Annotated in this window: 10 protein-coding genes; 7 read left to right on the plus strand and 3 right to left on the minus strand. The window is 74.3% G+C overall.

Annotated elements, in window-relative coordinates:
* Positions 1–116: 116 nt before the first annotated feature.
* The 6 genes from ABFY07_RS13455 to lnt all read left to right on the plus strand — a co-directional run bounded on the left by ABFY07_RS13455 (position 117) and on the right by lnt (position 9149).
* Positions 117–1454 carry an enolase C-terminal domain-like protein gene (locus ABFY07_RS13455; RefSeq protein WP_346174718.1) on the plus strand — a complete coding sequence of 446 codons (1338 nt, stop codon included), beginning with the start codon at positions 117–119 and terminating at the stop codon, positions 1452–1454.
* The gene (locus ABFY07_RS13460; protein WP_428836918.1) at positions 1451–2473 is read left to right on the plus strand and encodes a sugar ABC transporter substrate-binding protein; all 1023 of its coding nucleotides are present in this window, start codon (positions 1451–1453) and stop codon (positions 2471–2473) included. Before ABFY07_RS13455 ends, ABFY07_RS13460 begins: the two co-directional genes overlap by 4 nt.
* Complete coding sequence (locus tag ABFY07_RS13465; RefSeq protein WP_346174719.1) at positions 2470–3987, plus strand: sugar ABC transporter ATP-binding protein; 1518 nt, start codon at positions 2470–2472, stop codon at positions 3985–3987. The genes ABFY07_RS13460 and ABFY07_RS13465 overlap by 4 nt, the downstream gene beginning before the upstream one ends.
* On the plus strand, positions 3980–4984 hold the full coding sequence (locus ABFY07_RS13470; protein ID WP_346174720.1) for an ABC transporter permease: 1005 nt from the start codon (positions 3980–3982) through the stop codon (positions 4982–4984). Before ABFY07_RS13465 ends, ABFY07_RS13470 begins: the two co-directional genes overlap by 8 nt.
* A gap of 35 nt (positions 4985–5019) precedes the next feature.
* Positions 5020–7464, plus strand: coding sequence for a SpoIIE family protein phosphatase (locus tag ABFY07_RS13475; protein WP_346174721.1), 2445 nt, complete (start codon positions 5020–5022; stop codon positions 7462–7464).
* 134 nt (positions 7465–7598) lie between these two features.
* Positions 7599–9149, plus strand: a complete 1551-nt coding sequence (lnt, locus tag ABFY07_RS13480) for an apolipoprotein N-acyltransferase (protein WP_346174758.1) — start codon at positions 7599–7601, stop codon at positions 9147–9149.
* 65 nt (positions 9150–9214) lie between these two features.
* Here the strand turns inward: lnt and ABFY07_RS13485 are convergent, their stop codons facing one another.
* Positions 9215–9715, minus strand: a complete 501-nt coding sequence (locus ABFY07_RS13485; protein WP_065966762.1) for a hypothetical protein — start codon at positions 9713–9715, stop codon at positions 9215–9217.
* A gap of 94 nt (positions 9716–9809) precedes the next feature.
* A complete protein-coding gene (locus tag ABFY07_RS13490; RefSeq protein ID WP_470067296.1) occupies positions 9810–10778 on the minus strand; it encodes a helix-turn-helix transcriptional regulator in 969 nt (322 codons plus the stop codon).
* Positions 10779–10894: 116 nt separating this feature from the next.
* On the opposite strand from ABFY07_RS13490, the gene ABFY07_RS13495 reads away from it, so the two are divergent.
* Positions 10895–11302, plus strand: a complete 408-nt coding sequence (locus ABFY07_RS13495) for a DUF3224 domain-containing protein (RefSeq protein WP_346174723.1) — start codon at positions 10895–10897, stop codon at positions 11300–11302.
* A 217-nt stretch (positions 11303–11519) separates the two neighbouring features.
* On the opposite strand, the gene ung is transcribed toward ABFY07_RS13495, so the two are convergent.
* The gene (ung, locus tag ABFY07_RS13500) at positions 11520–12209 is read right to left on the minus strand and encodes a uracil-DNA glycosylase (protein ID WP_346174759.1); all 690 of its coding nucleotides are present in this window, start codon (positions 12207–12209) and stop codon (positions 11520–11522) included.
* Positions 12210–12283: the final 74 nt, after the last annotated feature.

The raw sequence follows: 12283 nt of genomic DNA on the forward strand, positions 1-12283 counted from the left end.
AAAGAGCGTCCGACCGCACACTATGAGGCTTTTGCCGGGTTTATGCTCTATGTTGAGTTTCTTCGCGAGGCGTAGCGGCGTTGCCGAGGGCACGAGCGACGGGTGCGTGATCAGGCATGACACAGCGGCTGACCAGGGCGCGCATCACGGCCGTCGACACCCGTGACATCCGCTTCCCCACCTCGCGGCGGCTCGACGGCTCGGACGCCATGCACCCCGACCCCGACTACTCGGCCGCCTATGTGACCCTGCGCACCGACGCCCCGGACGGCCTGGAGGGACACGGCTTCTGCTTCACCATCGGCCGGGGGAACGAGGTGGCGGTCGCGGCGATCGACGCCCTGCGCCCGCGCCTGACGGGGACGGAGCTCGGCGGCGCCCCGGCCGACCTGGGCGCCGTCTACCGCGCGCTGGCCGGCGACAGCCAGCTGCGCTGGCTGGGCCCGGACAAGGGCGTCACCCACATGGCCGTCGGCGCCGTGATGAACGCCCTGTGGGACCTGTACGCGAAGCGGGCGGGGAAGCCGCTGTGGAAGCTGCTGGCCGACCTCACCCCCGAGCAGCTCGTCGCCCTCGTCGACTTCCGCTACCTCACCGACGCGCTGACCCCCGACGAGGCGCTGCGGATCCTGCGCCGCGCCGAGCCGGGCAAGGCCGAGCGCGAGGCCCGGCTGCGGGCCGAGGGCTATCCGGCCTACGCCGCCTCCCCGGGCTGGCTCGGCTACTCCGACGCCCGGCTCGCCTCGGCCGCCCGCCGGGCCGTCGCCGAGGGCTTCACCCAGATCAAGCTAAAGGTCGGCGCCGACCTGGAGGAGGACCTGCGGCGCTGCCGGATCGCCCGCGAGGCGGTCGGCCCGGACATCCGGATCGCGCTGGACGCCAACCAGCGGTGGGAGCCGGGCGAGGCGGTGGCCTGGGTCCAGGCGCTGGCCGGATTCGACCCGTACTGGATCGAGGAACCCACCTCCCCCGACGAGATCCTCGGCCTCGCCGCGATCCGCCGCGCCGTCGCACCCGTGAAGGTCGCTGCCGGCGAGCACACGGCCAACCGCGTGGTCTTCAAACAGCTGCTGCTCGCCGGGGCCCTGGACATCCTCCAGCTGGACGCCTGCCGCGTCGGCGGGGTCTCGGAGCATCTGGCGATCCTGCTGCTCGCCGCCCGTTTCGGGGTCCCGGTGTGCCCGCACGCGGGGGGCGTGGGACTGTGCGAGCTGGTGCGGCACCTGGCCATGTTCGACTATGTGGCGGTCTCCGGGACGTGGGAGGACCGGACGGTCGAGTACGTGGACCATTTGCACGAGCACTTCATCGATCCCGCAGTGATCGCCCGGGGGCGGTACACGGCCCCCTCCGTCCCCGGGTTCAGCTCCACCCTGCGCCCCGAGTCGCTGCGCGCGTACGCCTACCCCCACGGCGCCGTCTGGCTCGCCGAGCGGGCGCAGGGGGTGGCGTGAGGGGCGCGGGGCGCCGCCGGGCCGCCGCCACGGTCCTCGCCCTGGCGCTGGCCCCGGCCGCCGCGGGCTGCGGGGGCGGCGGGCCGGCCGGCGGCCGGGTCGGGGTGGTGCTGCCGTTCCTCACCTCGCCGTTCTGGCAGGCGTACAACCAGGACATCCCGCGGCAGGCCGCCGCCCAGGGCGTGCGGGTGCTCCCCACGGTCAATTCCGACGGCGACGCCGCGAAACAGATCGCCGACATCCAGAGCCTGATGTCCGAGGGCGTCAAGGGCCTGGTGGTCTCGCCCATCGACTCCGCCGCCATCGTCGCGGGCCTGCGCGCCGCGCAGCGCCGGGGCGTCCCCGTGGTCGCGGTCGACGTGGCCCCCGAGAAGGGGAAGGTGGCGATGGTGGTCAGGGCCGACAACCGCGCCTACGGCCGCGAGGCCTGCCAGGTCCTGGGCCGGGCCGTGAGGACGGGCAAGGTGGTGCAGATCCAGGGCGACCTGGCCTCGGCCAACGGCCGCGACCGCACGTCCGCCTTCTCCCGGTGCATGGCGCGGCACTACCCGGCGATCAAGGTGCTGAACATCCCCGCTGGCTGGCAGGCGGACAGGGCCGCGGCCGGCCTGGAGGCGCTGTACAGCGCCAACCCCACCATCAAGGGCATCTATCTGCAGGCCGGCGGGGTGTATCTGGCGCCGACCCTGCGCACCCTCCAGCGGCACCACGCTCTGGTGCGCGCGGGCCGCCCCCGGCACATCACGATCGTCTCCAACGACGGCATCCCCGAGGAACTCAGGGCCATCCGCCAGGGTTTCCTCGACGCCACCGTCTCCCAGCCCGCCGACCTCTACGCCAAGTACGCCATGTACTACATCAAGCGGGCGATGGCCGGGAAGACCTTCCACCCGGGCCGCACGGGCCACGGCAGCACCGTCGTCGAGCTGCCCGGCGGCATCCTCCAGGACCAGCTCCCCGCGCCCCTGGTGACCCGGCGGAACGTCGACGACCCGGCGCTGTGGGGCAACCGCCGATGACCCGCGCCCGACCCCCGCTCGTCGAGGCCCGTGGGATCACCAAGCGGTACGGGCCCACGGTGGCCCTGCTGGACACGGACCTCGCCATCGAGGCGGGCGCCTCCCACGCCCTCGTCGGCCGCAACGGCGCGGGCAAGTCCACGCTCGTGTCGGTCCTCACCGGCCTCACCCGGCCGGAGCGCGGCACCCTGCGGTACGACGGCGAACCCGCGCCGCCCCTCGCGGACCGGGCGGCCTGGCGGCGCCGGGTGGCGTGCGTCTACCAGCAGTCGACGGTCGTCGGCGAGCTGTCGGTGGCGGAGAACCTGTTCCTGGGCCGTCAGCCGGTCACCCCGCGGGGCCGGGTGATCAGCCGGCGGCTGATGCGGCGGCGGGCCCGCGCGCTCCTGGACGAGTGGGGCGTGCCGGTGGACGAGAGGGCCCGGGCCGGCGGGCTGAGCGTCGAGGACACCAAGCTGGTGGAGATCGCGCGGGCGCTCTCGCGCGGCACCCGCCTCATCGTCCTGGACGAGCCGACCGCCCAGCTCGACAGCCGGGCGACCGGCCGGCTGTTCGCCCATATGCGGCGGCTCGAGGAGGCCGGGGTCACCTTCCTCTACATCTCCCACCACCTGCGGGAGGTGTACGAGGTGTGCCAGGTCGTGACCGTGCTGCGCGACGCCCGCCGGATCGTCACCGCCCCGGTCGGCGAGATGCCCCCGGGCAAGCTGATCGAGGCGATGACCGGCGGGCGTGGCGGGCCGCCGGCCCCGCCCGCCGAGCGGCCGCGGCCGGCCGGCCCGGCCCCCGCCGCCGTGCGCCTGGAGCACCTCAGCAGCCCGCGCTTCCATGACATCAGCCTCACCGTCGGGGCCGGTGAGGTGGTGGGCCTGGCCGGGCTCGCCGGCTCGGGCAGCCATCAGCTCGGGGCCGCGCTGGCCGGGCTGCACCGGACCACCGGCGGCCGGGCCTGGATCTTCGGCCGCCCGCTGCGCACCGGAAGCGTCCCCGCGGCCCTGGCCGCCGGGGTCGGCTGTCTGCCGCGCGACCGGCACCACGAGGGGCTGGTCGCGGGGCTGTCGGTGGCCGAGAACATCACCATGCCGATCAGCGGCCGGCTCGGGCCGCTGGGCCTGATCAGCCCCCGGGCCCGGGACGCGGTCGCCCGGCGGGCGATCGCCGACCTCGACATCGGCACCCGGGGGCCCGCCGAGCCGCTGAGCGGGCTGTCCGGCGGCAACCAGCAGAAGGTGGTCCTGGCGCGCGCCCTGGCCACCGACCCCAGGGTGCTGGTGCTCATCGACCCGACGGCCGGGGTGGACGTACGGGCCAAGCAGACCCTGCTGGCGGCGGCGCTGCGGGCCCGGGCCGAGGGGCGCGCGGTGCTGGTGGTCTCCGACCAGCTGGAGGACCTGCGCGTCTGCGACCGGGTCCTGGTCATGTTCAACGGCTTCGTGTCGGCCGAGTACCCGGCGGGGTGGCGGGACGCGGATCTGCTCGCCGCGGTCGAAGGGGTGACGCCCGGCCATGGGTGACCCGGCCGCCTCCCCGGCCGGCCCGGCCCGCCGCGCCGCCGTGTTCCGGGTGCGGGACCTGGCGCTGCTGCCCGCGGTGGTGCTGCTGGTGGTGGTCGGCGCGGTGACCAACCACACGTTCCTGGAGCGGGAGAACCTGATCAACATCCTGGGCGCCTCCTCGGCGCTCGGGCTGCTGGTGCTCGCCGAGGCGATGATCCTGCTCAGCGGCCGGATGGACCTCTCGCTCGAGTCCGTCGCGGGACTGGCGCCCGCGCTCGGCTTCCTGGTCGTCATGCCCGCCGCCTCCGGCGGGTTCGGCACCCTCTGGCCCGCGTGGCTCGGCCTGCTGATCATCCCGGTGGCCGGGGCGTGCGTGGGCGCGGTCAACGCCGCCCTGATCGTGAGGCTCGGGCTCAACGGCTTCATCGTCACCCTCGCGATGAACATCGTGCTGCGCGGGCTGCTGATCGGACTGGTCTCGGGCAGGACGCTCTTCGACGCCCCGGCCGCCTTCTTCGCGCTGGGCTCCGACACCTGGCTGGGGCTGCCGCTCTGCGTGTGGCTGACCGCCGGATGCTTCGCGGTGGCCGGGTTCTGCCTGCGCTACCACCGCTTCGGCCGCGCGGTGTACGCGGTCGGCGGCAACGCCCCGGCCGCTCGCGCGGCGGGCATCCGGGTGGCGCGGGTGGGCTGGGCGGTGCTGGTGGTGGGCGGGGCTCTGTCGGCCGTCGCGGGCCTCGTCATCGCCGGACGGGTCGGCGCGGTCAACGCCGACCAGGGCAGCGGCATGATCTTCACCGTGTTCGCGGCCGCGGTGATCGGCGGCATCAGTCTGCGGGGCGGCCGCGGCTCGCTGCTCGGCGCCCTGCTGGGCACGCTCCTGCTGGGGATGCTGGAGAACCTGCTCACGCTCGCCCAGGTGTCGTCCTTCTGGGTCCAGGCGATCTACGGCGGCATCATCCTGCTCGCCCTGGTCGTCACCCGACTCACCACCGGCGAGGCGCAGGAGTCATAGTATTAACAGAAATGTCTCCGCAGATGGGGCGGGCGATGACCAGTTCCGAGGGAACTGCTCCGACAGAAGCACACGTCCCGTTCGACATGGCCGACGCGGCGACCGCGGTGATCGACGCGGCGGGCATCGTCGTCGGATGGACCACCGCCATGGAGCACCTCCTCGGCTATCCGGCGGCCGAGATGGTGGAGAAGCCTGCCGACATGCTGCTGGCGGCCCCCGAGGACGCGGCGAAGGCGGAGGGCATCGCGGAGCAGTGCCGCCGGCAGGGCGGCTGGGGCGGTCTGATGACGCTCCGGCACCGCGACGGCCACCTGGTCGAGGTGGGGCTGCGGGTCTCGGCGTTGTCCGATTTCCTCGGGCGCGAGTGCTGGCTGATCTCCGCCGTCGACCTCTCGAAGGTCCCCTCGTGGGCACTGAGCGGCTCCCTGCTGGAGGCGTTTCTCGTCCGCTCCCCCATCGGCATGGCCGTCCTCAGCCCCGACCTGCGGTACGTGTGGATCAACGACATGCTGGAGCGCTACGGCGGGATACCGCGCGAGCAGCGGCTCGGCCGCCGGATGAGGGAGTCCCTGCCCGGCCTGGACACCAAGGCCCTCGAGGCGCAGATGCGGAAGGCGCTGGAGACCGGCGAACCGGTGATCGACTACGAGTACCGGGGCTGGACCCTGGCCGATCCCTACCACGAGCACGCGTACTCCACCTCCTTCTTCCGGCTCGACAACGCCGACGGCAACCCGGTGGGCGTGTGCTACATGGGCATGGACGTGACCGACCGGTGGCGGGCCCGGGAACGGCTGGCCCTGCTGAGCGAGGCCAGCGCGAAGATCGGCAGCACCCTGGACGTCCTGCGGACCGCCCAGGAGCTGGCCGACTTCGCCGTCCCCCGGCTGGCCGACTTCGTGACCGTCGACCTGCTGGAGTCGGTGCTGCGCGGCGAGGAGCCGGTGGCCCCACCGCGCCGGACGCTGCCCGCCTTCCGGCGGGCAGGCCAGACCTCCATCCACGAGGGCACCCCCGAGGCCATCGCGGCGCCCGGGGACGCCATCGCCATCTCCCCCGGCTCCCCCTTCGCCGCCTGCTTCTTCTCCGGTGAGGCCGTCCTGGACCCGGTCATGGACGTCTCCGTCACCGCGTGGACCGGCGACAGCCCGGATCCGGCCCGGGTCGGCAAGGCCCGCGAGTTCGGGATGCGCTCGTTGATGGTCGCGCCGATCAGCGCGCGCGGCACCATCCTGGGCGTGGCCTCCTTCGTCCGCACCCGCCACCCGGTCCCGTTCGAGGAGGACGACCTGATGCTGGCCGAGGAGCTGGTCGCACGGGCCGCGCTGTGCGTGGACAACGCCCGCCGCTACACCCGCGAGCACACCGCGGCCCTGGCCCTCCAGCGGAGCCTGATGCCGCACGACCTGCCCGACAGCCCCGCCCTCGAGGTGGCGTCGCGCTACCTGCCCACCGACGTCCGCCACGGCGTGGGCGGCGACTGGTTCGACGTGATCCCGCTGTCCGGCGCGCGGGTGGCGCTGGCGGTCGGCGACGTGGTCGGGCACGGCATCGACGCCGCGGCCAGCATGGGCCGGCTGCGCACCGCCGTGCACACGCTCGCGGACATGGACCTGCCGCCCGAGGAGCTGCTGGCCCACCTCGACGACCTGATCATCCGGCTCGGCGAGGGACGGGCGGGCGAGGAGGACACCGCCGCGCTCCTGGGCGCCACCTTCCTGTACGCGATCTACGACCCGGTCACCCGGCGGTGCACCATGGCCCGGGCCGGACACCCGGCGCCCGCCCTCGTGACCCCGGACGGCGAGGTCACCTTCCCCAGCCTGCCCGCCGGACCGCCGCTGGGTCTGGGCTCGCTGCCCTTCGAGTCGGCGGAGCTGGAGCTCCCGGAAGGCAGCGTGATCGCCCTCTACACCGACGGCCTCATCGAGACCTGCGACCAGGACATCGACGTCGGCCTGGCCCGGCTGAGCAACGCGCTCGGCCAGCCCGGCATGCCCCTGGAGGACCTCTGCTCCGCGGTGCTCGACACCCTGCTGACCTCCCCGCCGTCCGACGACGTCGCCCTGCTGCTGGCCCGCACCCACTCGCTGAGCCCCGGCCACGTCGCCTCCTGGGACCTGCCCACCGACCCGGCCGTGGTCACCAGCGCCCGCTCGCTGGCGGTCCGCCAGCTCGCCGAGTGGGGTCTGGAGGAGCTGATGACGACCACGGAGCTGATCGTCAGCGAGCTGGTCACCAACGCCATCCGCCACGGCACCGGGCCGATCCGGCTGCGCCTGATCCGCCACGACGTGCTGATCTGCGAGGTCGCCGACGGCAGCAACACCTCGCCGCGGCTGCGCCACGCCCGTACCACCGACGAGGGCGGCCGCGGCCTGTTCCTCGTCGCGCAGCTGACCCGCCGGTGGGGCACCCGCTACACCGAGGGCGGCAAGCTGATCTGGGCCGAGCAGGACCTCCCGGCCGCGGCATGAGGCGCACCCCGGCGCGCCCGCGCTCTGTTCATGATCGTGTCCCTCGCGCACACTGGACGTCGGGCCCGGCGAGGTCCGGCCCGCCGGGATCGGGCCCGGCGGGGCCAGGCGCGGGGAGGGGGCACGGCGTGCGGATGTCGTTCGGCCGCGGCGGCCGGCGGACCGGCCGGCGGCGGGGCGGGCTCGCCTCCCCCTGGACCCGCGGCGCCGTGGCGCTCGCGGCCGGGGCGCTGCCCGCGCTGGCGTTTCCGGAGCCGTCGCTGTGGTGGCTGGCGTACGCGGCCCTGGTGCCCTGGATCCTGCTGGCCCGCTCGGCCCCCACCGGGCGGCGGGCGACCCTGGACGGCTGGCTGGGCGGGGCGGGCTTCCTGCTCGCGGTGCACCACTGGCTGATGCCCAGCCTGCATGTGTTCATCGTGGTGCTCGCGGCGCTGCTCGGGCTGGTGTGGGTGCCGTGGGGCTGGCTGGTGCGCCGGCTGCTGCACGGCCGGCCCGGACCGGCCCGGGCGACGGCGGCCCTGGTGCTGCTCCCCTCCGCGTGGCTGCTCGCCGAGCTCGTACGGTCCTGGCAGTACCTCGGCGGGCCCTGGGGCCTGCTCGGCGCGAGCCAGTGGCAGGTGCCGCCCGCGCTGCGGCTGGCGTCGGTGGGCGGGGTGTGGCTGGTCAGCTTTCTCCTCGTGGTGGTCAATGTCGCGCTCGCCCTGCTGATCGCGGTGGCCGGGGCGCGCCGGGTGGCGCTGGCCGCCCTCACGGTGTGCACCGCGGTGGCCGCCGGGGTGTGGGGCTGGGCGCCGGTGCCGGGGCGGGCCGGCACGGTGCGGATCGCGGTGGTGCAGCCCGGGGTGATCGACGTGCCGGGGCAGCGTTTCGACCGCGGCGAGCGGCTGACCCGGCAGTTGGCCGGCCGTGACCTGGACCTCGTGGTGTGGGGCGAGAGCAGCGTCGGCCAGGACCTGGCCGCGCGGCCGGACCTCAGCAGGCGGCTGGCCGCGCTGTCCCGGCTGGTCGGCGCGGACCTGCTGGTCAACGTGGACGCGCGGCGCAGCGACCGGCCGGGGATCTACAAGAGCTCGGTCCTGGTGGGACCGCACGGCCCCACCGGCGAGCGGTACGACAAGATGCGGCTGGTGCCGTTCGGCGAGTACATCCCGGCCCGGTCGCTGCTGGGCTGGGCCACCTCGGTGGGCAAGGCCGCGGGCGAGGACCGCAGGCGGGGCGCGGAGCGGGTGGTGATGCGGCTGCCGGACGGCCTGCGGATCGGGCCGCTGGTCTGCTTCGAGTCCGCCTTCCCCGACATGAGCCGCAATCTGGTGCGGGACGGGGCGCGGCTGCTGGTCGTGCAGTCCGCTACCTCGACGTTCCAGCACAGCTGGGCGCCCGCCCAGCACGCCTCGCTGGCCGCCCTGCGCGCGGCGGAGACCTGGCGGCCGATGGTGCACGCGACGCTGTCGGGGGTGAGCGCGGTGTTCGGGCCGCGCGGCGAGCCGGTGGGCGGCCGGATGGGCACCGACACGAGCGCGGTCAGGGTCTACCAGGTGCCGCTGGGCCGGGGCACCAGCCCGTATGTGCGGACCGGGCCGTGGACGGTGTACGGGTCGCTGGCCGCGCTCGCCGCCTTCGGCGCGGCCGAGGGCGCGGGGGCGCTCAGGCGCCGGCGGGGCTCCGGCGCCGCGGCGCGTCCTTGACTCTCCACCGCCGCGGCGACCCACCGCCGCGGCGATCCACTATCGCGAGCGCCGCTCCGGCGGCCTCACCCCGGCGGGTCCCCCTCCGCCGCGTCCAGCCGCAGCGCGAGCCGGTGGATCGCGGCGCGGACGCCGTCGCCGTACGGGCCCTCGACGAGCCCGCGGGCGCTGGCCCGCGCCAGGGCGAGCTGGCCGCGGGCGGCTTCCGGCCGGCCGAGCTTCGCGTAGTCGGCGGCGAGGTTGAGGTGGAGGCTGGGGTAGAAGGCGCGCACCTCGCCGGCGGCGGGGCGGCGGTCGGCGTCGGCGATCCGGTCGGCCGCGGCGAGCGCCAGCAGGTCCCACCTCAGCTCGTCGGCCGGGTCGTCCTGGGTGTCGGCGAGGTAGTGGGCGAGGGCGCAGCGGTGGAAGGGGTCGCCGCCGGCCCCGCCCTGGTGGAGTTCGCGCCACAGCTCGCTCAGCCGGTTGCGCGCCTCTTCCCGGTCGCCGCCGCGGTGCAGCATGACCGCCTGCCCGATCCTGGTCGGCACTGCGTCGTCCTCGGACGCCCTGCGCCGTGCTCCCGCCATCGCGGCCTCCCGCCGGCCTCCCGCTGTTCCCGCACCGTTCCGCCTTCGAAAGTAGCCCCGGCGGGCGGCGATCGCGGGCAGCGCGCTCATGCGCTCAGCCCGGTGGGGCGTAGCGCTGCGCCAGTTCGGTGACGGTGCGCGCGACCGCGTCACGCAGCTCGGGCGGGCCGAGCACGTCGGCTTCGGCACCCAGCCACAGCAGGTCGTGGGTCGCGACGGGCAGGGACTCCACGGGCAGCACGACCCGCACCCGGCCCTGGGCGTCGGGCGGGCTCGCGGCGGCGGCCGCCGCGGCGCCGGCCGCGCCGAACTTCATCGGGAGCAGCCGCAGTCCGCGCGGGGTGAGCAGCAGTTCGGCCTCGCCCTGGAAGCGCATCTCCTCCAGCTTCCGGGACGACTCCTCCCAGTAGGCGGCCAGGTCGAAGCCGGTGGGCCGCTCGAAGGTCTGCTCCAGGACCTCGGCGGCGAGGATCCGCGACACCCGGTAGGTGCGCACGCTCTCCACGCGGGCCACCAGGTACCAGATGCCGCCCTTGAGGACGAGGCCCAGCGGGTGGAGGTCCCGCTCTACCTCGCCGCGCCAGCGGCGGTAGCGCACCCGCAGGACCCGCGGCCGCCACACCGCCTCGGCGACGGCGCCGAGGTGGGGGACCTCCTCGGCGTCGTGGAACCAGCCGGGCGCGTCCAGGTGGAAGCGCTCCTGGATGCGCCGGGACCGCTCCCCCAGCTCCGCCGGGAGCGCGGCCCGCAGCTTGAGCTGGGCGGTGGCCAGATCGGCGCCCAGGCCCAGCTGGGTGGCCGGGCCCGGCATTCCGGCCAGGAAGAGGGAGTCGGCCTCGTCGCCGGTGAGCCCGGTCAGCCGGGTGCGGTAGCCGTCGAGCAGCCGGTAGCCGCCGGCCGGGCCGCGGTCGGCGTAGATCGGGATGCCGGACGCGCCGAGCGCCTCGATGTCGCGGTAGACCGTGCGGACCGAGACCTCCAGCTCCGCGGCGAGCTCCGGCGCGGTCATCCGACCCCGGTTCTGGAGCAGCAGGAGCAGCGAGAGCAGGCGGTCGGCGCGCATGGCCCCCATTGTGCCGACGTACCTGACAAGAGATGTCAGGTACGGCGGGCAGAGTGCTCCTCGGGCCGCGCGGCAGGGAGCGCGCGAAGCCCTCGGAACCATCGGAAGGACACCGTATGACCACGCACGCCACCGGCACGTTCACCTTCGCCAACTGGGACGAGACCAACGTCGGCGAGGCCGGTGACGGCACCAGGCTGGCCCGCGCCACGGTCACCAACAGCTTCTCCGGGACCCTGGAGGCGGAGCGCACCACCTGCGAGTACGCGATCACCTACTTCACCGACAAGACGGGCGTCTGCACCGGCTACGAGCTGGTGACCGGCACCCTCGGCGGGCGCACCGGCAGCTTCGTCCTCGCGCAGCACGGCACCTTCGGCGAGGACGGCGAGATCCGCTGCTCGCTGGAGGTGGTGCCCGGCTCCGGCACCGGCGAGCTGGCGGGACTCACCGGCAAGGGCGGCTTCGTCGCCATGGCCGGCCGGCCCACCACCCCGTACAGCTTCGAGTACGACCTGGGCTGACGCGGATCACCCGGTGAGGACGGTCACCCGGCCTGGGCCCTGTCGTCAAAGTCCCGCCTGCCCCACGACGCCTGGCACGCACGCTCGCTGCGTTGTCGGGATCGTCCGAGTAGGCCCGCCCCCAGCTACCGCTGGGAGGTGCCCCCGCGAGGACGACCCTCCGCCTTGCGATCGCACGCACCAGACGCCGTGGGGCCCGCCCTGCGGGCGGACGGCGCTACTTTGACGACAGGGCCTGGGCGCCCAGGTTCGGGATCCGCCAGTCGATGGGCGTGTGCCCCTGGGCCTTGACCGCCTCGTCGATCTGGGTGAAGGGGCGCGAGCCGAAGAACTTCTTCGCCGAGAGCGGCGAGGGGTGCGCGCCCTTGACCACGGCGTGTCGCTCCTCGTCGATCAGCGGCAGCTTCTTCTGGGCGTAGTTGCCCCACAGCACGAAGACGGCCGGGTCGGGGCGGGAGGCCACGGCGCGGATCACCGCGTCGGTGAACTTCTCCCACCCCTTGCTCTTGTGGGAGTTGGCCTCGCCGCCCCGGACCGTCAGCACCGCGTTGAGCAGCAGCACGCCCTGCCGGGCCCACGGCATCAGATAGCCGTTGTCCGGGATCGGGTGGCCGAGCTCCTCCTTCATCTCCTTGTAGATGTTCCGCAGCGACGGCGGGATCCTGACGCCGGGGCGCACGGAGAAGCACAGTCCGTGTCCCTGGCCCTCGCCGTGGTACGGGTCCTGCCCGAGGATCAACACCTTCACCTGGTCGTACGGCGTGGCGTCGAGGGCGGCGAACACCTCCTCGCGCGGCGGGTAGACGGGACCCTTGGCCCGCTCCTCCTCGACGAACTCGGTGAGCTCCTTGAAGTAGGGCTTGTCCAGCTCCTCGCCGAGGACGCCGCGCCAGGACTCGGGCAGCATGTCGGTCACGTCAAAAACCTCCGGTGTTCGATCCCTTGACGTGCCTCAGAACCTACCGGCGGCCACCGACAACG

This window comes from Streptomyces sparsogenes subsp. cuspidosporus (genome assembly GCF_039532705.1).
GTDB classification, from domain to species: Bacteria; Actinomycetota; Actinomycetes; order Streptomycetales; family Streptomycetaceae; genus Streptomyces; species Streptomyces sparsogenes.

What these genes read in the sequence shown, in the direction of transcription:
- ABFY07_RS13455 (WP_346174718.1), top strand. Translation starts at nt 117, where the DNA reads ATGACACAGCGGCTGACCAGGGCGCGCATCACGGCCGTCGACACCCGT.
- ABFY07_RS13465 (WP_346174719.1), top strand. Translation starts at nt 2,470, where the DNA reads ATGACCCGCGCCCGACCCCCGCTCGTCGAGGCCCGTGGGATCACCAAG.
- ABFY07_RS13470 (WP_346174720.1), top strand. Translation starts at nt 3,980, where the DNA reads ATGGGTGACCCGGCCGCCTCCCCGGCCGGCCCGGCCCGCCGCGCCGCC.
- ABFY07_RS13475 (WP_346174721.1), top strand. Translation starts at nt 5,020, where the DNA reads ATGACCAGTTCCGAGGGAACTGCTCCGACAGAAGCACACGTCCCGTTC.
- lnt (WP_346174758.1), top strand. Translation starts at nt 7,599, where the DNA reads ATGTCGTTCGGCCGCGGCGGCCGGCGGACCGGCCGGCGGCGGGGCGGG.
- ABFY07_RS13485 (WP_065966762.1), bottom strand. Translation starts at nt 9,715, where the DNA reads ATGGCGGGAGCACGGCGCAGGGCGTCCGAGGACGACGCAGTGCCGACC.
- ABFY07_RS13490 (WP_470067296.1), bottom strand. Translation starts at nt 10,778, where the DNA reads ATGCGCGCCGACCGCCTGCTCTCGCTGCTCCTGCTGCTCCAGAACCGG.
- ABFY07_RS13495 (WP_346174723.1), top strand. Translation starts at nt 10,895, where the DNA reads ATGACCACGCACGCCACCGGCACGTTCACCTTCGCCAACTGGGACGAG.
- ung (WP_346174759.1), bottom strand. Translation starts at nt 12,209, where the DNA reads ATGCTGCCCGAGTCCTGGCGCGGCGTCCTCGGCGAGGAGCTGGACAAG.